Below are 24813 nucleotides of genomic sequence, written 5' to 3' on the forward strand. Positions count from 1 at the left end.
AAAGACAAAATAATTTCAAGCTTTAATCACGAAAATAATAAAGTAAAACTTTTATCAGTGGGGGTTTCCTTCATCCTCCACTGATAATTATATAAATACAAATTAAAAAACCGACATAAGACCCTTCTTTTTAGGTGGGGGAGAGATCATCCGGCCATGCATAGAAGCGGTCAGATCCTTTTCCTGCCCAGACATAGTGAAAACAAAGAGAGAAAACGAGTGCAGGTCACCTTTTGTTATCCATAGCCGCGGCTTATATGTCGAAAAATCAAAATGGATTTATATAGCTCTCACCAATTGGACTTTTCATCTATCAAAATACTAATTATTCTCCTCCAAATTCCTAAGCATCGCAGGGTTTTCGGCATTAAAAAGTAACTTTTTAAGAATCCGGTTGGATGCTTGCAAATAATAGTTCGCAGAAGAGATATCTTTTTTTTTCTCATAATATAATATCACTATATCTAAATACTTTATCATCTTACTGAGATTCATATGCTTCTCTAACATCGGCAGCCCATACTTTATTAAATATTGAACAAGCGTCTTTTGATTGCCAAGAGCTTCAAGATACATTATTTTTAGCTCTATATAATTTGATGATTTGCGGTCTTGAAAGGAATCTAATTCTTGTTTTAATCGTACAGCTGCTTTTTCATGTTGATTCAATTCGATAAGTGCTTCTGCCATACTTGAGACTGTCACATAATAGGAGGTTGTATGTTTTTTCTTTAATTCAAGAGCTTGAGAGTAATATTCGAACATCTTTTTAGAGTCACCTTGTCTATAATATAAAAAACCCAAATTCTGAAGAGCTATTGCTTTCATTCCTGTATCCTGCAGTAGTTCCACATCACTTAAAACGGGAATAAGCATCTGTTCTGATTCTTCAAATTCGCCCATGTATATGAGATTTACAGCGATAATCATCTTGATATATACAATGCGCAAAATGTTATTCGTATTTTGCATAATACGTAATGCTTTGTATGCATAATGAATAGATAAAGAATACTGATACAAATGGCCATGCATTGCCGATCTATAGTAATAATACTCAGTGAGTTTTTCGCTGTACTGTTCTGCTTTTTCTTCTATACGATTCAGAATTTCGAGCGCTTGTACATATCGTTCTGTTCGGCCATAATAAAGAGCTTGAAGGAAAGTCCATAGATATAGTTCATATGAACTATATTTTGTTACATCCCTTTTCATTTTTGATGATGCTTTTTTAAATTCCGAGAATTGATTCAAGAATAATAAGTAACGAAGCATATATAACTCGTATACATATATCATCTCCGTGCATTGAACATATTCTTTCTGTTCTGATAGTTCTTTATATAACGCTGCTGCTTGCTCTTTATGAAGCCGTTCCATAGCATCGTTAAAAAGATCCAGCTTTCGTTTTAAAAGCTGTGTTTTTTTATTCTCTTCCTCAATTGATATCTGCAATCTTTCACATAGCATTTGCAATGTTTTTGTATGTGCTTCTTTGAAATTGTTTTCAATTTTACTCAGGTGAGTAATAGAACAAATCCCGTTACAAAGCTGTTCCTGTGTCTTATTCTGCTTCTTACGATGGTAATAAATGATTTTTCCTATAGACATAGATTATCCCTCTTTTTATTATCCGAATTTTTATATAATTAATTATACTACATGATATAAAAAACATCGGTTGAGAAATTAGATCAATAGGTCCATATTTTACTTTTCAAATTATATCCACAAATTTCTGTTAACACTGAGAATATAATAATTTGCTAAAAAATATAGAGAAGAAGAATACATGGGCGCACAAAAAACTCCTCAAAGAAAAAAAGCCCCACACAGAATTGATCAAGCATCTAACATCACTCTTAACTGTTCTGTTTCATACGAAAAGGAGCCATCCTTATAGATAGCTCCCTTTCCTGTATACCTCATTAACGTGCAGTAAACCTCCACTGATGGACGTTTGTCTTTATTTCTTCTTCGGTTCTGTCGTTTGACTTTGTTTCCCTTTAGAGAAATTAGATGAATCATCGAAATTTGGTTGCTTTTTACCAGCATTATTGCTTCTACCTTTTCCCATATGTAATGCACCTCCCCTCACCCTTACTATTCCCAAAATAAAAAATCCCCTTGCATCCAAGAGAATTTTTTTAATATGTTGTTTATTTAATTTTTTAATGACCAACATGTCCGGCATGCCCTGCCGCTCCAACTGTTCCTGCAGTACTTCCAGCGCTTCCAGCACCGCCATACCATATTGGATGCTGGTGACCATGATGTTGGTGACCGTGATGCTGGTGACCGTGATGCTGGTGACCATGATGTTGGTGACCGTGATGCTGGTGACCATGATGCTGGTGACCATGATGCTGGTGACCATGATGCTGGTGACCATGATGCTGGTGACCATGATGCTGGTGACCATGATGCTGCATTTGATAAAGAACCGCTTGCGGATGTATTTGGTGATGAACTTGGTGCTGGTGATGGCCATGATGTTGGTGATGACCATGATGTTGGTGATGACCATGATGTTGGTGATGACCATGATGTTGGTGATGACCATGATGTTGATGATGACCATGCCACCCATGAACTCCTTGTGGATAAGTTCCTACTCCTCCTACCATTGTTGGAAAGCCACCACCACTCCTTGGATGCCCTGTTCCTCCTACCATTGTTGGAAAGGCACTACCACTCCCTGGATGCCCTGTTCCTCCTACCATTGTTGGGAAGCCACCACCACTCCCTGGATGCCCTGTTCCTCCTACCATTGTTGGGAAACCATCACCACTCCCTGGATGCCCTGTTCCTCCTACCATTGTTGGGAAGCCACCACCACTCCCTGGATGCCCTGTTCCTCCTACCATTGTTGGGAAAGCACCACCACTCTCTGGATGCCCTGTTCCTCCTACCATTGTTGGGAAGCCACCACCACTCCTTGGATGCCCTGTTCCTCCTACCATTGTCGGGAAACCATCACCACTCCCTGGATGCCCTGTTCCTCCTACCATTGTTGGGAAGCCACCACCACTCCTTGGATGCTCCGCTCCTCCCATTAGCATATGAGAATATCCATCCGTCCAATTATGCATAGCAGCATGCTGTGCGTTATTATCTATCCCCTTCATTTCTTTCACCTCTTTCTCCTAAATTAACGTGCCCTTGTTATCATATTTCAGAAGAAAGAATAGGTGTTTGTCTATACTTGAATTTCGCTATTTCCTTAGTTGTCTCTAAAAAAAAGAGCAGCCCTTAACAGGACTGCTCTTTCTCATTAATTTGCAACGATATTAACAAGTTTTCCAGGAACAACAATTACTTTACGTACTGTTTTCCCTTCAATTTGCTCTTGAATTGCTTCAATTGCAAGTTGTTCCATTTCTTCTTTTGATGCATCTTTTTTCATCGTTAACTTCGCACGTACTTTACCCATTACTTGAACAACGATTTCAACTTCGTCCTCTACAAGTTTAGACTCATCAAATGTTGGCCAACTTGCATATGTGATTGTTTCGTTATATCCAAGCTTGTTCCAAAGTTCTTCCGCAACGTGCGGTGCAACTGGTGCTAACATTTTCACGAAACCTTCCACATACTCTTTTGGAAGTGATTCTGCTTTATATGCATCATTCACAAACATCATCATTTGAGAAATCGCAGTGTTAAAACGAAGCTCTGTATAGTCTTCTGTTACTTTCTTCACTGTTTGATGATACGCTTTTTCAAGATTTTTGTTTGCTGCACCTGTAATTTTCTCGCTTAATTCACCGTTTTCTTGAACAAATAGGCGCCAAACACGATCTAAGAAGCGACGAGCTCCATCAAGACCATTTTCAGACCAAGCAATCGAAGCATCTAATGGTCCCATAAACATTTCGTATAGACGAAGTGTATCTGCGCCATGGCTTGCTACGATATCATCAGGGTTTACAACATTACCTTTTGATTTACTCATTTTTTCGTTGTTTTCACCTAAGATCATACCTTGGTTAAATAGTTGTTGGAATGGCTCTTTCGTTGGAACAACTCCTACATCGTATAACACCTTATGCCAGAAGCGTGCGTATAGTAAATGAAGTACCGCATGCTCTGCACCGCCGATATAAATATCAACCGGAAGCCATTGTTTTATTTTTTCTGGATCAGCAAGGTGTTCGCTGTTTGTTGGATCAATATAACGTAAATAGTACCAACAGCTACCTGCCCATTGTGGCATTGTATTTGTTTCACGGCGACCTTTTTTGCCAGTCTCAGGGTCTACAACATTTACCCACTCTTCAATATTTGCAAGTGGCGATTCACCTGTACCAGAAGGACGGATGTTTTCTGTTTTCGGAAGAATTAATGGTAATTCTTCTTCTTTTACAGCTGACATTGTGCCATCTTCCCAATGGATAATTGGAATTGGCTCACCCCAGTAACGTTGACGGCTAAATAACCAGTCACGTAAGCGGTATGTTACTTTTTGATTTCCTGCGCTTGTTACTTCAAGCCATTCGATCATTTTGGCAATTGCTTCTTCTTTGTTTAAACCATCTAAGAATGCTGAGTTCACGTGCGCTCCATCACCTGTATGTGCTTCTTTCGTGATATCTCCGCCTTCTACAACTTCTTTCATTGGAAGCTCGAATGTTTGTGCAAATTCATAATCACGTTCGTCATGTGCTGGAACTGCCATTACTGCACCTGTTCCATAAGTTGCAAGAACATAGTCAGCAATCCAGATTGGTAATTTCTCACCGTTTACTGGGTTAACTGCATAAGCACCTGTAAATACGCCTGTTTTTTCTTTTGCAAGCTCTGTACGCTCTAAATCACTTTTCGCTTTTACAGAGTCAATGTATGCTTCCACTGCTTCTTTTTGATCTGCAGTTGTAATCCCAGCAACAAGCGTATGCTCTGGAGCTAATACGCAGTATGTTGCACCAAATAGTGTATCTGGGCGCGTTGTGAAAACTGTAAATTTCTCTTCTGTACCGTCAATATTGAAGTGTACTTCTGCACCTTCAGAACGACCGATCCAGTTGCGTTGCATATCTTTTAAGCTTTCCGGCCAATCAAGCTCATCTAGGTCTTCTAGTAAACGATCTGCATACGCCGTAATTTTTAGCATCCATTGTCTCATTGGACGACGTTCAACTGGATGATCACCGCGCTCACTCTTGCCATCGATTACTTCTTCGTTTGCAAGTACTGTACCAAGGGCTGGGCACCAGTTTACTGGTACTTCATCTACATAAGCTAAACCTTTTTCATATAGCTTTAAGAAAATCCATTGTGTCCATTTATAATAACTTGGATCCGTTGTATTTACTTCACGATCCCAATCATAAGAGAAACCTAATGATTTAATTTGGTTACGGAATGTGTTAATATTTTTCTCAGTAAATTCTGCTGGGCTGTTTCCAGTATCAAGTGCATATTGCTCTGCCGGAAGACCGAATGCATCCCATCCCATTGGATGAAGAACGTTGTAACCTTGCATACGTTTCTGACGAGATAAAATATCTGTTGCCGTATATCCTTCTGGATGCCCTACGTGTAAGCCTGCACCTGATGGATATGGGAACATATCTAGTGCATAAAATTTCGGTTTGTCTGTTTCATCTGGCGTACGGAATGTTTTATTCTCTTCCCAATACGCTTGCCACTTCTTCTCAATCTCTTGATGATTAAAACTCATTAAACACCCTCCATTCAAATTCTATATATTTTCACCGCCTAAAATACAAAAAACCCCTCATCCCAGAAAAGGGACGAGAGGTTATAGATTCCCGCGGTACCACCCTAAATTAATGTAATAGAGGATGTTCAAAACGTCCGGTAAAGATAGCTGTCGCATTTCTTTATCCTCCTTTTTGAACAAGCACTAATATATACATTCGCTTAGATCCGTAACGTGGATAGACGGCAATTGCTACTTCATTTCACAACTGCAACTCAAAGGCGAGTTCATAATGAAACGTGGATTGACTTGCACCGACCGTCAACTCTCTAAACCAGCTTCTATTACTACTACTCCTTCTCACTGTTATTACATATAAGTTATATTAAATATATTCTAAAACATGTTACATGTTCCGTCAAACTAAACTGCAATTTTTTCTTGGGGAGTTTCTTCTACTTTTACTCGTTTATCATATATACTCGCTGCTAATATCGCTACTACAAGCATTACCATTATGGCAATGAACAATACTTCCATATTATATATGTCAACAATCGCTCCACCGACAACAGGTCCAAACATTTTTCCAACAGTTGCTGCACTATTAACCACTCCTTGATAAAAACCGATTTTATCCTTTGGTGCTAATATGTTTGCAATCGTTGGAACAGCTGGCCATACGAATAATTCACCAATTGTTAATGTTACCATTGCGACAAGAAACATCGTAAACTGTTGCGCTTGGCTGAGTACAATAAAGGACGCAGCAAAAATACAAATTCCGATCATAATCTGTTGTTTTAAAGAGCGTTTCATCGCTCGAATGATCATGCTGACAAGTGGCTGTGCACAAACAATCATCGTCCCATTTATCGTCCATAATAAACTGTAATAGCGCAGACTAATATTTAACTCCTGCATATGCGTTGCAATTGCACCTTGCCACTGTACATATGTAACCCAGCATAAAGCATATGCGACACACACAATAAGAAGTGCTCGAAATCCTGGTGTAAGTGACCATGCTTTCTTCGTTTCCCCTGGTGTTTGTAAACTTTTTTCCTTTTTGTCTTCCATACCACGGAATCCAATAAAGGCAATTAAAAAGAAAATAAAATATAAAATAAAGTTCGCTAAGAAAATATAATCAAAACGGTAAGAAGCAACTAAACCACCGCACGCTGTTCCAACAGCAATCCCAACGTTCTGTCCGACATACATTGCATTAAATGCTCTCCGGCCACCTTCTGGCCAAACCGTTCCAACCATCGCATACATCGATGGAAATACCATACCAGAACCAAATCCAATTAATGCAAGCCAGACGACATATAACGGCCAGCCATGATAAAATACAAGGCCGAGAATCGATACTAATGTAATGATAATTCCAACTAAAATAGATTTATATCCGCCCCATTTATCAAATAGCACACCGCCGAGCAAGTTACCGATTACACCAGTTAACGAGTTAATCATTAACACCATACCAGCCACTGATAATGATTTTCCTAAATGATCGTGTAAGTAAATTGTATTAAAAGGCCATAAAAAAGAAGCACCCGTGACATTGATAATCATCCCAGCTACTAATAGCCATACTTTTCTTGGCATAGTTCGACCCTCCTATTCTGTTGTTTTTCGTTCGTATATAACATTAGAATTGTATTCGTTTTTAAATAGGAAGGCAACTGATTAATAGTTGGTGAAATTCTGATAATATCGTGAAATCGGGCTCATGTGGATGATATAAATATATCGACGACTCTACAAAATACAACTGGGATACATACTCAAGACAAATTTGTATTGGTAACAATGTTAAAGAAGTCGATTCCCAACTTATAAAGTGAAACTTTGATCAGTTGGGGGTTTCTTCATCCCCCACTGATCATTAGCCCCTACCTAACTTCTTTGCTTCTTGCAGAAATTTGAGGTGAGGGTATTACTGCTAAAAGAGACAGCTCTATTTTAAATTATTTTTCTGTGCTTATTGTTAGTTTTTAAATTTGCAAGTTCTGGTAAAAACTTGTCATTTAATACTTTAATACGTGTTCCTTTCATACCCAAAGAACGAGATTCAACGATACCTGCACTCGCGAGTTTACGAAATCCGTTTACGATTACAGAACGAGTGATACCTACACGGTCAGCAATTTTACTTGCAACAAGTAATCCTTCTGTTCCATCTAATTCTTCGAAGATGTGCTCAATTGCTTCTAACTCACTGTATGATAATGAGCGGATTGCCATTTGAACAATTGCTTTACTACGAGCTTCCTCTTCAACTTTTCCCGCTTTTTCATGTAAGATTTTCATACCTACTACAGTAGAGCTATACTCAGCAAGAATTAAATCATCATCTAAAAACTCTTGATGGGTACGAACTAATACTATTGTACCTAAACTCTCGCCACCACCAACGATTGGTATAATTGTAGTTAAGCCTTGACCAAACAATTCTTTGTTTTCTACAGGGAACCCTGTATATTTACTATTTACATCTAAGTTTGAAGATATTTCTGTAATATTGAATAGGCTTTGTGTATATTCTTCTGGGAATTGACGCCCCGCAAGCATTTGTTTCATGCGCTCATTTTCAATTTGTTGATGAATTGCATATCCTAATAACTTACCACGATTGTTTACTATGAATACGTTTGCTTCAATTACTTCACACATTGTATCTGCCATTTCTCTAAAGTTTACAGTTTGTCCTGCTGTACTTTGTAATAACGCGTTTAACGTTCTTGTTTTTACTAATAGTCCCATTTCTAAATTTCCTCCTTCATGTTACGTACATATTGAGATATTATCGTTATCTTTTCTAGCATAATTTCAAATGATAAATTAAGTTCTGGTACAACAATAAAGTGAAACTTTTATCAGTGTGGGGTTTTCTTCATCCCCACTGATCATTATCATTAATCACGAATCGGACTTTTACGAGCAGTTTATCTCCCAGCTCACTTCTTTGCTTTCTCCAGAACTTTGAGATAGAGATATTATTGCCCGCAAATAGCGGGATAAAGTGAAACTTTTATCAGTGGGGGTTTTCTTCATCCCACACTGATAATTAGCCCTCACCAATCGGGCTTTTACGGGCAGTTATCCCCCACCTATCTTCTTTGTTTCTCTCTGAATCTTGAGGTGGGGGTTTTACTGCCCGTTAATGCGGGGTAAAATTTGCATACTCTCTACGCAATGTTGCTATAAGTTCATTATCTGGATTAAATTTTGAATATTTATTCTAGAATTCTATGTGCTATAAACGTTTTGCACCCGAACTTTATTCCTCATATAAGGTAATTTTGTAAATACAATTACATGATAAATTAAAAGCGCATACAAATCTGAATTTTTTTGAATCGTCACAATAATTTCAAATTTATATGACAATATGTGTAATGTTATTTCCGGAAATTATGGCAGCATCAGGGAAATACTGATTTACGGCTCTTAATATTTAATATTGTTATTGGTTTCAGTGGAATTATAAAAATAAGAAAGTCGAACTAGATACAATCATCTAGTTCGACTTCTTTTCAAAACTCTATTTCTCTTTCGGAAGAACAATTCCTTTATACAATTGAACTGTAATGAAGTAGTAAATCGCGTAAATGACTAAGAAAATAACAATCGGAAGCCAAATACGGAAATACGGGTCAAGTAAGATGAACCCGAAAATGTTCATACCAATTAATACGTGGGCAATACCTACGATTGCTGGGAATAAGAACACTAAGAATAACTCTTTATAGATGGACTTCGTTAATAACTCACGGCGAACACCGATTTTACGAAGCATTTGATAACGCGTAATATCGCTTGATGCACCAGAAAGAATCTTAAACATTAAACAACTTGCCATCATGGCTAGGAAAGCAATTCCTAGGAAGAAGCCCATAAATACTGTTCCACTTGCAATGCCGTAAAATCCAGTATACAGTTGGTTCTTACTTTGCAAGGAACCTTCTTTTACATTTTTATATTTAGCTATCTGCAACTCGTCAATTTTTTCCCATTCTTTTTTATATGTTAAGAAATTATCTACTTTTCCAAGTAATGCAACGCCTTCTTTACCTTGTACACCATCATACATCTTTTTATCTACAATTTTGATTGTTTGATCAGGATGTACATAGAACGGCTGGATAGACCTTAAAGCATTATCCCACTCTTCCGGAATTACCTTTGCATTCGCATCTTTTTCTTGACTATATCTTGAAATAGCACCTACTGGAATATCTTCAGAAACAGGTTTAAATTTACCAACACTTTCTTTTCCTACACCATCCTGTACTAATGGACGATTTTTTTCTAGGTCTTCTTTTAAGTAGTAAACGAACTTATCATCTACTTTGTAACGATATTCATTTTTCTCTTTAAATGTAATACCATCTAATATTTTCTTTTCTTCCGCTGTTGGGTTATGAATCGCTACATCATAAATTGCCAAACCATCTACAGTCAGCATAACATTATTTTTAAAAGCCATACCGCCAGAAATCGCACCTGCTCCAAGCGCGACTAACATCGCTACTGTCGCTAGTACCTTTGTTAAGCTATTAATACGGAAGTTTAATTGTGCAAATGTAAAAGCATTAAGTCCTTTTTCAGTACGTTTTTTATTACTTTTTAGCTTCTTAATAATAAGCGGAAGGAACGTTCCAAATAACATGTAAGTTCCTGACGTTACGGTAATTAATGCAATAATAATCCCGACTTGCGCCAACTTATCCATGTAAACCATAGAAGCATAGCCGATTGCTAATAGAATAATTCCAACGAATGCAAGTGCAACAGTCTTTGCTCCTTTTACAGAAATACGATCCGTTTTGGAATCTGCATGAACCAGTTGCAGAACCGTAATACGTGATAATTTGATACTATTCATAATTGCTGATAAAACAAATAGTACAAGGAAGAAAATACAAGTAACAATCGTAGATGGAACATAAAATGCATGGTAGCCACCTGCAGTAAACTCAAGCTGCTGCATAAGTAGTTTACCAATTCCTCGTGCTAGCCCTACACCAACTGCAATACCAACTACAAGAGATGCAATTCCTAATACAATTGTTTCAATAAACATAAGCAATGTAACCTTATGTTTTTTTGCTCCTAACATCATATACATACCGAATTCTTTTTGACGAAGTGATAGTAAGAAAGAATTTGCATATAAAATATAGAAGAATGTAATAATAGCTAATAGTACTGCACCAGCATGGAATACGAACTGAATACTGCTAATTACAGAATTCGCTTCAATAAATGCTTTATTCAGTGCTAGCGTTTGGAACATATAAAAAATTGAAATAGACATTACAAGACCAACAAGTAAGACGATATAGTCTTTCAGCTTACTTTTTAGTCCTGACATAGAAAGCTTAAATAACATGCCTGAACCTCCTTTCTTATGCTTTTTGTGTGCCTAAGTCTGCAAGCACATCTAAAATTTCTTTATAGAACGCTTCACGCGTCCCACTGCGGTGAATTTCCTTATACAATTCGCCATCTTGAATGAATAGAATGCGTCGGCAGTAACTTGCACTAAACGGATCATGTGTAACCATCATAATCGAAACGCCTTGCTTTTCATTTAAGTTTGTCATTGCATCTAAAAGACTAGTTGCGTTTTTAGAGTCAAGTGCTCCGGTTGGCTCATCTCCTAAAATAATTGCTGGTTCATGTACAAGTGCACGCGCTGCTGCTGAACGTTGCTTTTGTCCACCAGATACTTCAGATGGATACTTTTGAAGTATTTCTGAAATTCCTAACATTTCCGCTACCTTTTCTACTTTTGGTCCAATCTTTCTTGAAGGAACGCCTTGCAGAGAAAGTGGTAATGCAATGTTTTCATAGATTGATAAGTTTTCTAGCAAGTTAAAGTCTTGGAAAATAAATCCTAGTTTTTGTGAACGGAAATCAGATAGCTCACCTTGCTTCATTTTTGTAATATCTGTACCTGCAATTTCAACAACACCGTCCGTCGCTTTATCTAATGTCGAAATTACATTTAGTAATGTTGTTTTCCCTGAACCAGATGGTCCCATAATTCCAACAAATTCGCCTTCTTGAATTGAGAATGACACGCCCTTTAATGCGTGCGATTGGCTCTCGCCTTTTTTACCGTATACTTTTTTGACGTTTTTCACGTCTACTACTGGTGTTTTCATATAGATCCTCCTCTTTGTTTTCCTGTTCCTATTTTGCTCTTTTTAGACATTATCTGCCATCGGTTAACATTACATTTACCTTACATTTTTGTAATATAAAAAAATAAAGCCAGGTCATACTGCGACCTGGCTTACTCTGATTGCTTTGATTTTTGCGGTTGTCCTTTTTTACGATTCCGTTGCTTCGCTTCTACAACTGGATCGAGTTCATTGGAAAACTCAGCATTATGTCCATTTTGTGTTTTTTGTTCTGGGTTATTTTGATCTGAACGCTTTGCCATTTCTAGCTCACTCCTTCTTAATGCGGCGTAACAATCATTTGATGTTGCAGTTGACGAACTGCCATACGAGCACGGTTTAATTGCTCACGTTGCTCATCATTCGCATGTTGTTGCATGATTTGTAGATCGTTATAAGCTTGTTCTAATTGTAATTGCGCATCAGAATATTCCATCGTGTTGTAATGCTCTTGTCTCATTCCAAGGTCTAATTGCTCTTTTGCATATTCTATCGCTTGCTCAGCTTGCGTAATGTATGTTTCAAGTGATTGACGCTCTGCCATTTTATTTCCTCCTTGCCTTTATCCTGCTCTAACGGATAGTAAAACTCCCACCTCAAGATTGTGCGGAATCAAAAAAGATAGCTGGGAGATAACTGCCCGTAAGAGCCCGATTGGTTCGACTAACCATCAGTCACTGATGGAAGTTTTACTTTATTTCCCCTTTAGTTTGTCCCTTCCATATGAACCTTATGAGTATGTTATAATGGATTTTGTTTCATTTTTACTTGTATAGCATAAATAAAATAGAATGTTTTTGATTTAGGAGGGATATGTAATGAAAGGCCAAAACCCTTTTCCATATACAAATGACAATAAACGTTACCATACGTGGAACTATCATCTACGCAAAGAATTTGGTGAAAAAATCTTTAAAGTTTCGTTAGACGCTGGCTTTGATTGCCCAAACCGTGACGGTACAGTGGCATACGGTGGTTGCACATTTTGTAGTGCTGCTGGTTCTGGTGATTTTGCTGGTGATCGCCGTGACGACGTTGTAACGCAATATCATGAAATGAAAGAAAAAATGCATGAGAAGTGGAAAGATGGAAAATGTATCGCTTACTTCCAAGCATACACAAATACACACGCTCCAGTAGAAGTGTTAAAAGAAAAATTCGAACCGCTTTTAGAACAAGATGACGTTGTTGGTCTTTCTATTGCCACTCGTCCAGATTGTTTACCTGACGATGTTGTGGAATATTTAGCGGATTTAAATAAACGTACGTATCTTTGGGTGGAGCTTGGACTACAAACTGTTCATGAGCGTACAGCTAACCTGATTAACCGCGCGCATGACTATCCTTCATACGTAGAAGGCGTGAACAAACTCCGTAAGCATAATATTAACGTATGTTCCCATATTATTAACGGCCTTCCTCTTGAAAATTACGACATGATGATGGAAACAACACGTGAAGTAGCAAAGCTTGATATTCAGGGTATTAAAATTCATTTGCTTCATTTATTAAAAGGAACGCCGATGGTGAAACAATATGAAAAAGGACAACTCGAATTCCTTTCTCTTGAAGAGTATGTAAGTCTTGTTGTCGATCAACTTGAAATCATCCCATCAGACGTCATTGTGCACCGTATTACAGGTGACGGTCCACCAGACTTAATGATTGGTCCAATGTGGAGCTTAAAAAAATGGGAAGTATTAAATTCCATCGATGCAGAATTTGTACGCCGCGGCACTTGGCAAGGGAAATATGCAAATGAGGTGAAGCCATTATGAAATTAGAACGTGTTTTACCATTTGCACGTACACTACTGCAAACTGCTGTAAAAGAAGGCGACTATGCGATTGATGCAACGCTTGGCAACGGTCATGATACTTGCTTTTTAGCGGAGATTGTCGGGGAGAACGGCAAAGTCTTTGGCTTTGATATTCAACGTGAAGCCATTGAAAGCTCAGCTACTCGGCTAAAAGAAAAAGGACTCGAAGAGCGAACAGTTCTCGTTCATGATAGTCATGATACTTTGTCATCCGTATTGCCAGAGGAGGCAAAAGGAAATGTAACCGGAGCAATTTTTAACTTAGGTTACCTTCCCGGGGGTGACAAACATATCGTTACAAAACCAAACTCTACAATTTCTGCTATCGAGCAATTATTAGAAGTGATGGCACCAGAAGGCATCATCGTCCTTGTCATCTATCATGGACACCCAGAAGGACAAGTAGAACGCGATGCCGTTGTGAAGTTTGCAGAAGAGCTTGATCAAGAACAAGCACACGTACTCCGATATGGATTTATCAATCAACAAAATCATCCACCATTTATTGTGGCGATTGAGAAACGCTAAGACGTGCAATGTATGCACGTCTTTTTTATTGTCTCAAGAACAACACCTACCATATAATGGATATATAAATCCTATGCAGAAGGAGAGTAAATATTTTGTTGGTAGAACTGAAAGAAATAAAAAAGAAATACGGCAAACAAATTATCTTAAAAGGCATTAACTTATCTATTCCAAAAGGACAAGCATCTGCCATTATTGGTGGAAATGGTACTGGAAAAAGCACTTTACTCAAAATGATTGCCGGATTTATTGCCCCTACAACTGGAACAATCCAGAAACAACCGGGTATAAAAATCGGATATGTACCTGAGCACTTTCCAGAAGATATTCGTTTTACACTTGAAGACTATTTGTATCATCTCGGTCGTATTCACGGTTTATCCCAAACACACTTACAAAAGAAAATCCCTGAAATGCTGGAACTCTTTCATTTAGAGCATGCCAATCATTCCGTTATAAGAAACTTTTCAAAAGGAATGAAGCAAAAAACAGGTATCATGCAAGCACTCCTTAGTAACGTAGACATGTTAATTTTAGATGAACCCCTTTCTGGACTTGATCCGAAATCACAACAGGAACTCGAGGATATATTGCTTACATTAAAACAACAAGGACTCACCGTTCTCTTTACTTGCCATGAGAAGCAGCTACTAGAAAACTTTGCAGATCGAGTTGTGACATTAGCTAATCATACGATTGCAGAGGATAAACTTTTACTATCCGATAAAATCCCGCAAGAGCACATCTATATAGAAGCAACTGTGCCTCACACATTTTCTATCACAGAGTTACAGAAGCAATCCGGCTACATACATGTTGCATATAACGCAAAACTGTATCTCATTCAATTACAAATTGAAAAGAATTATACAGGCGATATACTTCAATATTTATTACATGAAAAAGCATTCATTACGTTGTTACACCCTAATTCCTAAACCGAAAGAAGGCTCTTTATGCTCGCGCTCATTCGTTACAATTTTCTCGATTATACAAAGTCATATAAGTACGTTCCGCCCATCGCGATGTACATTGTAAGTTTACTTTTTGTCTATACCTATAAACCAAATCCAATTGTTCCAACATATTTAGAAACAGCACTTCCGCTCTACTTACTTTCAGCTTGGATTACCGTGACACTGTTTCATACGGAAGACCCTGTTCAAGAACAAATTACCCTTTCTCATACAAAAAATATACACACCCTATATCTTGGCAAATATGTAACAGTGCTTCTCATTTGTAGCTTTCTGTCCTTTGTATCTGTTATATATCCAATTGTCTTTGATATGTTTCATGAAAAAATGACAATGTCATTTTTTATAATTGGTATCCTTGCACACATTTCTTTATCTATACTTGGTATTTCAATTGCAACATTATTTACACGAAACATCATCAAAAAAGCAAATACCGCTTGGCTTAGCCTTTCTTTTGTACTACTTATCACGATTGCGTCAATTCGTCTAAAAAAAGAGACGCCAGAACTATTATGGTTTTTCCCGCCTATCGACAGTTTCATGATGCTAGGGCATTATGAGCAGGAATTGCTCTCGCATACACTTTGGCTCACTGCATGGGCGCTTGTATATTCATTTGTATTAATTGCTTTATTTCTTTATCTTGTTCGGAAAAGACGTTTTTAAAGAAGGAACTTTTAAATAAAGACAAGAATCCATAGAGTTAGAATTACTAAATGGATCTTACAGGAGGATGTACAACTATGATTGGAATACTAGCAGGAATGGGACCAAAATCTACAGGACCATTCGTTGATACAGTAATCGAACAGTGCCAAGAGATTTATGGTGCGAAAGACGACATGGACTTTCCTCATATGATGATTTATTCATGTCCAACGCCATTCTACATGGATCGGCCTATTAATCATGAAGATATGGAAAAAGCCATTATACATGGTGCACAAAAGCTTGAAAGTACTGGTATCAACTTTATTGCAATACCCTGTAATACGGCACATCTTTACTTTAATCAGGTAAAGAATTCGGTTTCAGTTCCCCTATTAAACATGGTGGATGAGACTATAAAAGAAATACCTAATCACGCAAAGAGAGTAGCCCTTTTAGCTACCGATGCCACTGTTCAATCTGGTATGTATCAAGAGGCTTTTTCGAAATCTGGTATGAATTATATTTACAAAGACAGTTGGCAAACTGATGTAAATATAATCATATCAAAAATAAAAATAGGTCAAATAAACGAATCAAGTCAATTGTGGAATAAGCTCTGCACAGAATTAGCTACTACTGTAGATGTCGTAATCATAGCATGTACAGATTTGAATGTTGTATTAGATAAGAAATCGGATAATATTTGCTTTGTTGATTCTTCTACCTGTCTTGCAAGGGCCGTTGTAAAAAAGTATTTATCTATTAGAGAATCAATAACTGAGATGTAAATTTTTTTTGGAAATACATATGAACGAAAACAGATTGAGCTCATCAGCGTACCAATCTACTGCTTTTTGTAAATCTTTTACGTGAATAAAAACAGTGTTAATTTTGTTCATAATCGTCTGTTGTATTTGATTATCCATTTTAAAACCTCCTCAAATAAAAAAGCATTTGTACATAGTGATTTATCAAGACCTAAATTAAAGGACATTACATATTAGTCATATAAAATATGTAATGTCCTTTCTTATTCAACTAACGCGCCCTTTAATGGAATAACATAACTTGCGTTTTTAGAGATTGTTTTATCAATCACATTAGTAGATGAAGATTGTTTCCACGATGTAATAGTTTTATAAGTACTAACCATTAAACATTAATTTTCAAATACCTAGAATTAAAAGGAATAGTGTGCATAGCAGCATAAGAAATAAAAGAGGTAAAGAAAACTTTAGTATGGAGGGAATACCCCTATATTAACAGGAATAAGTATGGTTATGATTTCCAAATCATTTAACATTTAAAAGGAGGTAAAAACATGAGTGAACAAATACTGAAAGTAAATAAAGTAGGTATATGTACAGAAATTTTTGGGAATCCTAAGGATCCTGCTGTGCTTTTAATTATGGGAGCGATGTCTTCATTAGACTGGTGGGATGAGGACTTCTGCCTCCGCCTTGCTGATCAGGGGAGATTTGTCATTCGGTACGATCATCGTGATTTGGGGAGATCCGTCACTTATGAACCTGGTACTTCTAACTATACAATAACGGACATGACTGACGATGCGGTTGGGGTCCTGGATGCTTATTCCATAGAGCGGGTCCATATCGTTGGAATGTCCCTGGGCGGTTTGATCGGTCAGATTCTTGCCCTGAGATATCCAGAACGCATATTTACGCTTACCCTAATTGCATCAAGTATGTTCGGGACTGAGATGGAAAAACTGCCTCCAATGGACCAAAGCATACTGGATTACCATGCGAAGAGTACTTCCATAGATTGGTCAAATCGGGAGGCGGTCATTTCCTATCTGGCGGGTGGATGGAAAACTTTATGTGGTTCCAAACCTTACGAGGAGGTAAGAATGTATAAACTGGCGGAAAGAGAGGCTGCCCGCGCTAAACAGCTGCCGAGCAGATTCAATCATGCCATGCTGCAAGGCGGAGACGAGTATTACGATAGAATGGGTGAGATTAGCATACCTGTCCTCATTATTCATGGCACAGAAGATCCAGCTCTCCCATACGAGCATGGACTTGCTCTTGCGAAAGCTATTCCCCATGCTGAATTAGTGACTCTTGATGGATCAGGTCATGAGATTCATAGTGAAGACTGGGACCAAATTATAGACTCAGTTGTAAATCTTAGTTCGCGATAAAAATTAGTGATTTCATTTTTTATATTAAAAGATGCCTTATTAAATTTTATACCTGTTGTATACTAGCTAATCTATATGAAGTGAGCAAAAACACTAATCCCTTACGGTTCAAGGGATTGGTGTTTATTCATATTTTATCGTTTATACAGTTTTATACATTGTAGATGATGTAGCTTTGAAATAAAATTTGATTAAAAATCTCTATAACTTTTGCATTTATTTCGCACTTTTTTTAATACTTATTTTGCGTGAAAAGAAAAAAGGATCATACATATTAGTCCTGCTAATATGTATGATCCTTTTATATTTATTCCACAAACGCGCCCGATTGTGGAAAATCTTAATTACTATGTCTTATTGAACAAACCTACCTCTTTACTTTACAAAAAGTGAGCATTTACCTTTTTATAAGACCCTCTGTTTGCGGAGGGGAGTTAGCTGTTATAATGATGTCTGGGTAATAATAAGTAAGTTACCGTTGCTTATTAAACAAGCAAGGCCCGATTGGCCCTGCTTGTTATTTGACTATTACTTTTCCATCCATTCCTTTCTGGAAATGGTACCGACATATCAGTTCATATGTACCGGGCTCTTTAGGTTTCACGGTAATGGTTTTTTCTTTACCCGGCTGGACTTCGGCGTCAATTCTGAGCTTTTCCACTGTGAAGGTGTGCTCTTTCTTACCTTGGTTTTTCAATATCAACGTTGTCGTTCTTCCAATCGGAATAGTGATGACTTTCGGATTAAAATAATCATCGTTCAACTCGACCTCAATCACTTTCACTGACTCAATAGGCTGTGTTACGACGCCGGATTCGGCAAATACACTGAGTGAACCTGGAGTTGTCACAACCACAATCATCGCAAGCAAAACGACCAGTCCAGTTAACCACTTTTTCACAGACATTCGCAATCCTTCCTTTCCTAAGTATTGTTTTCCAATTCATAAAATATTATCACTATAAATGGGGTTCCAACGCGCTTCAAATAGTAACTCTTTTATCTGAAACAGTGACAAAGAAAAAAGATCAACTCTAATGACGATCTTCTGGAATCCATTCTTCTTCACTTAATCTGCACCATTAGTTTAAGTGTAATACTTCACATTCAAACTCTCTCACTAGCTAAAAAATAAATCAATCCAATAATAATGATTCCTAATATTCCATGTGCAACATAATCCATTGTTGTTGGCCCACCAATTTTCGTTGCCATATTATAAATCCCAAGAGTAAATGAAACACAAAGACAAACCAACAATACGATATCAATATGTTCATATGATTTTTGCAAGAAACGTTTCACTTTATCACTCCCTTTTCTATATTTTACCATAAATTTCATATTTAAATTGACACCTCGAACTGAATGTAATATATTTTATGCATAAGTTAAAAATATATTACATAAGTAATTTATTTAAGTCATTACGGAGGTGCTTATGGGCAAAAAGGGAACATTGCAAAATAACTTATATTTGTTACGAGCCGAGCGACGTTGGTCACAAAAGTATGTCGCTGAGATGCTCGGTGTCAGTAGACAAACAATTCATTCGTTAGAAAGCAATAAATACAATCCGTCACTTATGCTTGCTTTTCAAATTGCAAAATTATTTGAAGTAGAAATTACAGACATTTTTCAATACTTGGAGGAATAATGATGTTAGGGGATACAATTTTCATTGCAGCAACAATCATTTTTTGTATTGCATGTGGTATTTTTGTAGGTTTCACTTTTTCAGAGGGTAAAGATGAGCGCGGGCAACAAATCCTCGGAAAAGCTTTTAATGTTTCTTTTGTTTTTATTCTTTTCGGTTTTATCACTTACTCTCTTCTTTCTAGATATGCAAATGTTGACCTAGAATTTATGAGAATATATGTTACTGTTTGGATGGCTGTAGTTATGACGGGAAATGCTGTTACAATTCGTGTATTAAGACAACGAATTTAAATAGAAAAAACCACTCTTTTTACAATCCTAAAAAGAGTGGTTTTTCTTCATCACTGCGCCATTTTCTTTCGGTACATCTTCCCGTTCCAATAGAAGAATCGTGAAGTGAATCCCCCGTATTTCACAATGCGCCGTGCCATATGTTGCATGTTTTTTTGCTGCGATACTTTTTGATCAGATAAATAAATCCCTAATAAACCGCGGCTGATGAGACGATGAAACTTTGCATGCGGTAATTGTTCAATACTTCGTTCTGCTTCTAGAACAAAATACTTGAGTCGCTCTAATGTTACATGTTCATTCTCATAATAACTACAGAAATTTAAATCTCCGCCAAGTCGATCTTCTTCTTGATCAATGAAATAATCAAGTAAAATATGAAGTCCTTGTACGTATGGGAAATAGCCTTGCTTAATCTTCGCAATATCTTCATCCAATAATTCATCATGAAACGCATACGCCACAAGACAGAAAATTCCAAGCGTTGATCCTGCACATGCTGAAAATTCAAACCAACTCATCGGTGGTAACTTTTCCTTATGAGCCTCAAACCATGTTTGCAAACGCGGTTCTCTCTCTTCTTGCTTCACATGCTTATGAATTTGTAAATCACAATAATAACAAGCGAGCTCGTGAAGAATCGGGGCAATTTTATCATAGTGTTTTGTATTCTTTAAAACATCCTGACATGTTGCAACAAGTTCATCCAAGTAACCACCATCGTCTTGGTCATCACGATAACGATAGTAATTGCTTCCTTCACTCTCTGGCGTTAATGCCGTCAGCATTGATTCATGCAGTGCGGCAAAATCATTTGGATCAAGCGATGTGCTGCGATCACATAAGTTATCTAGGTAATCACTAATCGTTTGATACGCTACAATAAAGCGAATACATTCTTCGCGATGTCCATTTGCAAGCAGCGCTAAAATACCACCGCCCTCACAATGAAACGTTTTATTCTCAATACTTGCAATCGCTTGGCTATGAAGCTCATCATTAGGAATATGGTAGGCACGCTCTTTCCACATTGCTAGCTCATGGTGTACAACCGGAAACACATCGCGGTATACTTTCGCCATGAGCGTTATGGGGTTACTCGGTACTTTCACTTCTTCCTTCATCTCCTCTATCAAATGTACAAATAAGTAAGAAATAGTACTGCTTATCCATTTCATTATTCATTTGTTTCTATTATGTTATTTACATGTGTTTCAGTAAATGCTTTCGTATAGGTGAAAATTTCATCTCGTTCATACTCATTAAATAGCTCATGATAACATTTCGGCCATTCTTTGTATGTTTTATCATTTATTTTCAGCCTATCAAACCATTCACGGACACGTGTTTTATCTACAAGTTTATCCTCACATGCCTGCATTAGCAAGAGCGGAACATCTGGAAATTCAGCTATTTTTTCATGAGCAATTTCAACAGATTTTATCAATTCACTATACCAACGAACTGACACTTTACGCAAGAACAATGAATCATTTTCCATCGCATCTCGAACTTCTTTATTTCGCGTAGACATTTCTACTGTAATATGAGACTGAAATTGCATTTTCGGCGCGATGACATTTAACACTTTTGCAATTGCACGAAGCGGTGCTGCTGGTACAGATAACACCCCTAAGCACGGGGAACTTAATAGGATGCCTTGTATATCATCCATCTTAGTTTCTTCCATCACACGGATTGAAATTAATCCGCCCATACTATGTCCGAATAAAAAAATAGGTAACCTATATTTTTTCGCTTCTGTTATCCAAGTTTTGACTTCCTCTATGTATTCATCAAACGAATCAATATGTCCTCTATTTCTTGAAGTTGTTCCATGAGCTGGCAAGTCACCCATTACCACATGATAACCGAAATGGTTCCACATTTCAGCAAACGCCTCATAACGTCCGTGGTATTCCATCGCACCATGTACAATGACGAGCACAGCTTTCGCCTCTTCTGCTTCATAGTTCCACATGAAAAATCCTCCGTTTCACTCCGTATTGTAATTTGTTACACTAAGAATAGTTTCTAGGAAAGGAAGGCTTTATATGATATATCCTTACAAAGATAAAAATCCGAAAATTGCTAATAGTACTTTTATCGCTGACTACGTTACTATTACAGGCGATGTGACAATTGGCGAAGAATCAAGTATTTGGTTTAATACGGTCATTCGTGGTGATGTTTCCAAAACGATAATTGGCGACCGGGTCAATGTACAAGATCAATGTACGCTTCATCAAAGTCCGCTCTATCCTCTTATTTTAGAAGATGATGTGACAGTTGGACATCAAGTCATTTTACATAGCTGTACACTAAAAAAAGATGCTTTAATCGGGATGGGGTCCATTATTTTAGATGGCGCTGAAGTTGGTGAAGGTGCTTTTATTGGTGCTGGTAGCTTAGTTTCACAAGGAAAGAAAATCCCGCCCAATACACTGGCATTCGGCCGACCAGCGAAAGTGATTCGTGAATTAACAGACGAAGACCGGAAAGATATGGCGCGCATCCGTCGCCAATATGTAGAAAAAGGACAATATTATAAATCACTGCAAAAATAAAGTGAAACTTCCATCAGTGTGGGTTTTCTTCATCCTCCACTGATGGTTAGTTGAACCAATCGGGCTTTTACGGGCAGTTATCCCCCACCTATCTTCCTCGTTCTTCTCTGAATCTTAAGGTGGGGGTCTTACTGCCCGTTAATGCGGGATAAATCCATTTTGATTTTTCGACATATAAGCTGCGGCTATAGATAACAAAAGGTGACCTGCACTCGTTTTCTCTCTTTGTTTTCACTATGTCTGGGCAGGAATAGGATCTGACCGCTTCTATGCATGGCCGGATGCTCTCTCCCACCTAAAAAGAAGGGCTTTATATCGATTTTTTAATTTGTATTTATATATCTTCTTTGATTTCTCTGAATCCTCGGGTGGGAATCTTACTGTCCACGCATAGCTGGATAATCTATCGCTGCCATCATATCGGCAGCTTTTTTCTTTGAAAACTCTACCTTTTCTTTACAAAATCTTATTATCCCCTCAATAAAATCTTATTAAAATAAAAGATAAGATTTCAATATATATATAAACGAGGAGGAGAGATTTCGTGAAGGTAAAATCCGTCAGCTCCTTATATAAAATAGAATGTTACATTTTCAAGGGAATTAATCGTTACTTTGAGCAAAAAGCATTAAACGTCTTTTTTCGTACCATTACACATATCGGCGGGGCTCGTTTTTCCATCTCGCTCGCTTTATGTTTTCTTTTATTTTCAAGAGGCTCTTTGCATGGTGCTGCAATTGCAAGTGCAATTGCATTAGCACTCAGTCATATTCCGGTACAAATTTTAAAAAGATGGTACCCGCGTAAACGTCCTTATTTAACAATTCAAGATGCAAAATATCCATTACATCCATTAACGGATCATTCTTTTCCATCCGGTCACACAACAGCTATTTTTTCATTTATCGTTCCTTTCATTTGTTACGATCCAAATTTGTTTGTTTTTCTACTTCCATTAGCAATTAGTGTGGGCGTTTCCCGCATTTATCTTGGGCTTCATTATCCATCAGATGTATTTGTAGGTATGTGTTTAGGCACATTTGCTGGCATTATTTCTTTTTATCAATTCATTCCGCTTTTTATATAATGAAAAGCTCTGAGAATATTTCTATCAGAGCTTTGTAAAGGAGAGATTTGATGAGACTCGCCATATTTACCGATACATTTACACCACAAGTTAATGGTGTTGCAAAAACACTCGATCGCTTGACTCATTTTTTACAAAAACAAAACATCGCCTATTCCGTATTTGCACCGCGACATACAGCAGAAGATGATTTTGTAGCCAATGTGAATAAAATGAAAAGTATTCCACTAAAAGTACTCTATCCAGAATGTCGCTTCGCTTTTCCAACCCCACGCATCAAGCGGGAACTTCTCCATTTTCAGCCTGATATTATTCATGTTGCCACTCCTTTTAATATGGGACTGTACGGCATGTATTACGCAAAAAAATTAAACATCCCTCTTGTCGGTTCCTATCACACCGACTTCGATGCGTACTTACAATATTATAAAATCGAATTGTTTTCCAATATGTTATGGAACTATTTAAAGTGGTTTCATAGTACCATGCAAAAAAACTTCGTCCCCATCTCATGAAACATTGCAGCAATTAAAACAAAGGGGATTTCACAATTTACATATATGGAGCCGCGGTGTTGATTGCTCCCTATTCCATCCAGGGTACAATAAAGAAGCATTTCGAAAAAAATATAATATTACCGCACCCTATATTCTTTCCTACGTCGGTCGCATCGCACCGGAAAAAGATATCAATACACTTCGTACACTCATTCAAACAACAATAAAGGAGAGAGAAAATGATATTCATTGGCTCATTGCAGGAGATGGCCCTCTTGCGGAAGAATTGCGTGAAGCAGTACCAAGTGCAGTAACGTTTACTGGATATTTACAAGGAGAGCAGTTAGCAGAGGCATATGCTTGCTCTGATATGATGGTCTTTCCCTCTGCAACAGAAACATTCGGCAATGTTGTGCTCGAATCACTCGCATGCGGTACCCCTGTTATTGGTGCAAATGCGGGCGGTGTTAAAAATATTATTACAGAAGGAAAAACTGGTTTCCTCTGTGAACCTAAAAATCCAGATTCATTTTTATCATCTGTTTATACATTGCTAGATAACAAAGAAATGCGTACAGAAATGCAGATAGCGGCTAAATCCTATGCTGTAGCAAAAAGCTGGGATGAGATTTTTAATGACTTAATCATGCAATATGAAGACACCCTTCAACAAAATAAAACAGAATTACTTGCATAATGATT

General features: G+C 37.5%; 25 protein-coding genes, 1 pseudogene and 1 other annotated feature. Of the genes and pseudogenes, 11 read left to right on the forward strand and 15 right to left on the reverse strand.

The window, feature by feature from the left end; genetic code table 11:
- Positions 1–321: 321 nt before the first annotated feature.
- The 10 genes from QRE67_RS22200 to QRE67_RS22245 form a co-directional block, all read right to left on the reverse strand.
- On the reverse strand, positions 322–1611 hold the full coding sequence (locus QRE67_RS22200) for a helix-turn-helix transcriptional regulator (RefSeq protein WP_286122350.1): 1290 nt from the start codon (positions 1609–1611) through the stop codon (positions 322–324).
- 355 nt (positions 1612–1966) lie between these two features.
- Positions 1967–2185 carry a hypothetical protein gene (locus tag QRE67_RS22205; protein WP_286125392.1) on the reverse strand — a complete coding sequence of 73 codons (219 nt, stop codon included), beginning with the start codon at positions 2183–2185 and terminating at the stop codon, positions 1967–1969.
- The gene (locus QRE67_RS22210; RefSeq protein WP_286122351.1) at positions 2172–3128 is read right to left on the reverse strand and encodes a VrrB protein; all 957 of its coding nucleotides are present in this window, start codon (positions 3126–3128) and stop codon (positions 2172–2174) included. The genes QRE67_RS22205 and QRE67_RS22210 overlap by 14 nt, the downstream gene beginning before the upstream one ends.
- Before the next feature lie 146 nt (positions 3129–3274).
- Positions 3275–5683: a leucine--tRNA ligase gene (gene leuS / locus QRE67_RS22215; protein ID WP_286122352.1), complete on the reverse strand. Its 2409-nt coding sequence runs from the start codon at positions 5681–5683 to the stop codon at positions 3275–3277.
- A gap of 66 nt (positions 5684–5749) precedes the next feature.
- Positions 5750–6038: a binding site (T-box leader), on the reverse strand.
- A gap of 50 nt (positions 6039–6088) precedes the next feature.
- On the reverse strand, positions 6089–7282 hold the full coding sequence (locus tag QRE67_RS22220; protein ID WP_286122353.1) for an MDR family MFS transporter: 1194 nt from the start codon (positions 7280–7282) through the stop codon (positions 6089–6091).
- Between the two features lie 357 nt (positions 7283–7639).
- Positions 7640–8440, reverse strand: coding sequence for a GTP-sensing pleiotropic transcriptional regulator CodY (codY, locus tag QRE67_RS22225; protein WP_286122354.1), 801 nt, complete (start codon positions 8438–8440; stop codon positions 7640–7642).
- A gap of 781 nt (positions 8441–9221) precedes the next feature.
- Complete coding sequence (locus QRE67_RS22230; RefSeq protein ID WP_286122355.1) at positions 9222–11072, reverse strand: FtsX-like permease family protein; 1851 nt, start codon at positions 11070–11072, stop codon at positions 9222–9224.
- A gap of 16 nt (positions 11073–11088) precedes the next feature.
- Positions 11089–11850 (reverse strand): ABC transporter ATP-binding protein, encoded by a 762-nt coding sequence (locus QRE67_RS22235; protein WP_286122356.1) that lies wholly within the window; start codon positions 11848–11850, stop codon positions 11089–11091.
- Positions 11851–11981: 131 nt separating this feature from the next.
- Positions 11982–12131: a hypothetical protein gene (locus tag QRE67_RS22240; RefSeq protein ID WP_017153776.1), complete on the reverse strand. Its 150-nt coding sequence runs from the start codon at positions 12129–12131 to the stop codon at positions 11982–11984.
- A gap of 17 nt (positions 12132–12148) precedes the next feature.
- Positions 12149–12412 carry a YtzC family protein gene (locus QRE67_RS22245; protein ID WP_286122357.1) on the reverse strand — a complete coding sequence of 88 codons (264 nt, stop codon included), beginning with the start codon at positions 12410–12412 and terminating at the stop codon, positions 12149–12151.
- A 274-nt stretch (positions 12413–12686) separates the two neighbouring features.
- Here QRE67_RS22245 and mnmL point away from each other — a divergent pair, with 274 nt between their 5' ends.
- The 5 genes from mnmL to QRE67_RS22270 all read left to right on the forward strand — a co-directional run bounded on the left by mnmL (position 12687) and on the right by QRE67_RS22270 (position 16634).
- Positions 12687–13646: a tRNA modification radical SAM protein MnmL/YtqA gene (mnmL, locus tag QRE67_RS22250; RefSeq protein ID WP_286122358.1), complete on the forward strand. Its 960-nt coding sequence runs from the start codon at positions 12687–12689 to the stop codon at positions 13644–13646.
- Positions 13643–14215, forward strand: a complete 573-nt coding sequence (gene mnmM, locus QRE67_RS22255) for a tRNA 5-(aminomethyl)-2-thiouridylate-methyltransferase MnmM (protein WP_286122359.1) — start codon at positions 13643–13645, stop codon at positions 14213–14215. Before mnmL ends, mnmM begins: the two co-directional genes overlap by 4 nt.
- Before the next feature lie 95 nt (positions 14216–14310).
- Positions 14311–15153, forward strand: a complete 843-nt coding sequence (locus QRE67_RS22260; protein WP_286122360.1) for an ABC transporter ATP-binding protein — start codon at positions 14311–14313, stop codon at positions 15151–15153.
- Positions 15154–15171: 18 nt separating this feature from the next.
- The gene (locus QRE67_RS22265; protein WP_286122361.1) at positions 15172–15861 is read left to right on the forward strand and encodes an ABC transporter permease; all 690 of its coding nucleotides are present in this window, start codon (positions 15172–15174) and stop codon (positions 15859–15861) included.
- A 77-nt stretch (positions 15862–15938) separates the two neighbouring features.
- Complete coding sequence (locus QRE67_RS22270; RefSeq protein WP_286122362.1) at positions 15939–16634, forward strand: aspartate/glutamate racemase family protein; 696 nt, start codon at positions 15939–15941, stop codon at positions 16632–16634.
- Here the strand turns inward: QRE67_RS22270 and QRE67_RS22275 are convergent.
- Positions 16617–16772, reverse strand: coding sequence for a VOC family protein (locus tag QRE67_RS22275; RefSeq protein WP_286122363.1), 156 nt, complete (start codon positions 16770–16772; stop codon positions 16617–16619). The two genes, QRE67_RS22270 and QRE67_RS22275, sit on opposite strands and share 18 nt — an antisense overlap.
- A 395-nt stretch (positions 16773–17167) precedes the next feature.
- Here QRE67_RS22275 and mleCBF point away from each other — a divergent pair, with 395 nt between their 5' ends.
- Positions 17168–18010 (forward strand): CBF family alpha/beta fold macrolide esterase, encoded by an 843-nt coding sequence (mleCBF, locus tag QRE67_RS22280; protein WP_286122364.1) that lies wholly within the window; start codon positions 17168–17170, stop codon positions 18008–18010.
- 517 nt (positions 18011–18527) lie between these two features.
- Here mleCBF and QRE67_RS22285 read toward each other — a convergent pair.
- Both QRE67_RS22285 and QRE67_RS22290 read right to left on the reverse strand, forming a co-directional pair.
- Positions 18528–18917, reverse strand: coding sequence for a cupredoxin domain-containing protein (locus QRE67_RS22285; RefSeq protein ID WP_286122365.1), 390 nt, complete (start codon positions 18915–18917; stop codon positions 18528–18530).
- Positions 18918–19117: 200 nt separating this feature from the next.
- On the reverse strand, positions 19118–19354 hold the full coding sequence (locus tag QRE67_RS22290; protein ID WP_353507046.1) for a hypothetical protein: 237 nt from the start codon (positions 19352–19354) through the stop codon (positions 19118–19120).
- Positions 19355–19451: 97 nt separating this feature from the next.
- Between QRE67_RS22290 and QRE67_RS22295 the strand changes: the two genes are divergently transcribed.
- The gene (locus QRE67_RS22295) at positions 19452–19667 is read left to right on the forward strand and encodes a helix-turn-helix transcriptional regulator (RefSeq protein ID WP_286122366.1); all 216 of its coding nucleotides are present in this window, start codon (positions 19452–19454) and stop codon (positions 19665–19667) included.
- Positions 19667–19960, forward strand: coding sequence for a hypothetical protein (locus tag QRE67_RS22300; protein WP_286122367.1), 294 nt, complete (start codon positions 19667–19669; stop codon positions 19958–19960). The genes QRE67_RS22295 and QRE67_RS22300 overlap by 1 nt, the downstream gene beginning before the upstream one ends.
- A 50-nt stretch (positions 19961–20010) precedes the next feature.
- Here QRE67_RS22300 and tbcS read toward each other — a convergent pair whose 3' ends face one another.
- On the reverse strand, positions 20011–21072 hold the full coding sequence (gene tbcS, locus QRE67_RS22305; RefSeq protein ID WP_286122368.1) for a tetraprenyl-beta-curcumene synthase: 1062 nt from the start codon (positions 21070–21072) through the stop codon (positions 20011–20013).
- Positions 21073–21137: 65 nt separating this feature from the next.
- Positions 21138–21941, reverse strand: coding sequence for an alpha/beta hydrolase (locus tag QRE67_RS22310; protein ID WP_286122369.1), 804 nt, complete (start codon positions 21939–21941; stop codon positions 21138–21140).
- A gap of 73 nt (positions 21942–22014) precedes the next feature.
- On the opposite strand from QRE67_RS22310, the gene QRE67_RS22315 reads away from it, so the two are divergent.
- The 3 genes and pseudogenes from QRE67_RS22315 to QRE67_RS22325 all read left to right on the forward strand — a co-directional run bounded on the left by QRE67_RS22315 (position 22015) and on the right by QRE67_RS22325 (position 24808).
- Positions 22015–22527 carry a gamma carbonic anhydrase gene (locus QRE67_RS22315; protein WP_286122370.1) on the forward strand — a complete coding sequence of 171 codons (513 nt, stop codon included), beginning with the start codon at positions 22015–22017 and terminating at the stop codon, positions 22525–22527.
- 544 nt (positions 22528–23071) lie between these two features.
- Positions 23072–23614, forward strand: coding sequence for a phosphatase PAP2 family protein (locus QRE67_RS22320; protein WP_286122371.1), 543 nt, complete (start codon positions 23072–23074; stop codon positions 23612–23614).
- Positions 23615–23664: 50 nt separating this feature from the next.
- A pseudogene (locus QRE67_RS22325) lies at positions 23665–24808 on the forward strand (glycosyltransferase family 4 protein).
- Positions 24809–24813: the final 5 nt, after the last annotated feature.

It is taken from the genome of Bacillus sp. DX3.1 (assembly GCF_030292155.1).
In the GTDB taxonomy this organism is placed as follows: Bacteria; Bacillota; Bacilli; order Bacillales; family Bacillaceae_G; genus Bacillus_A.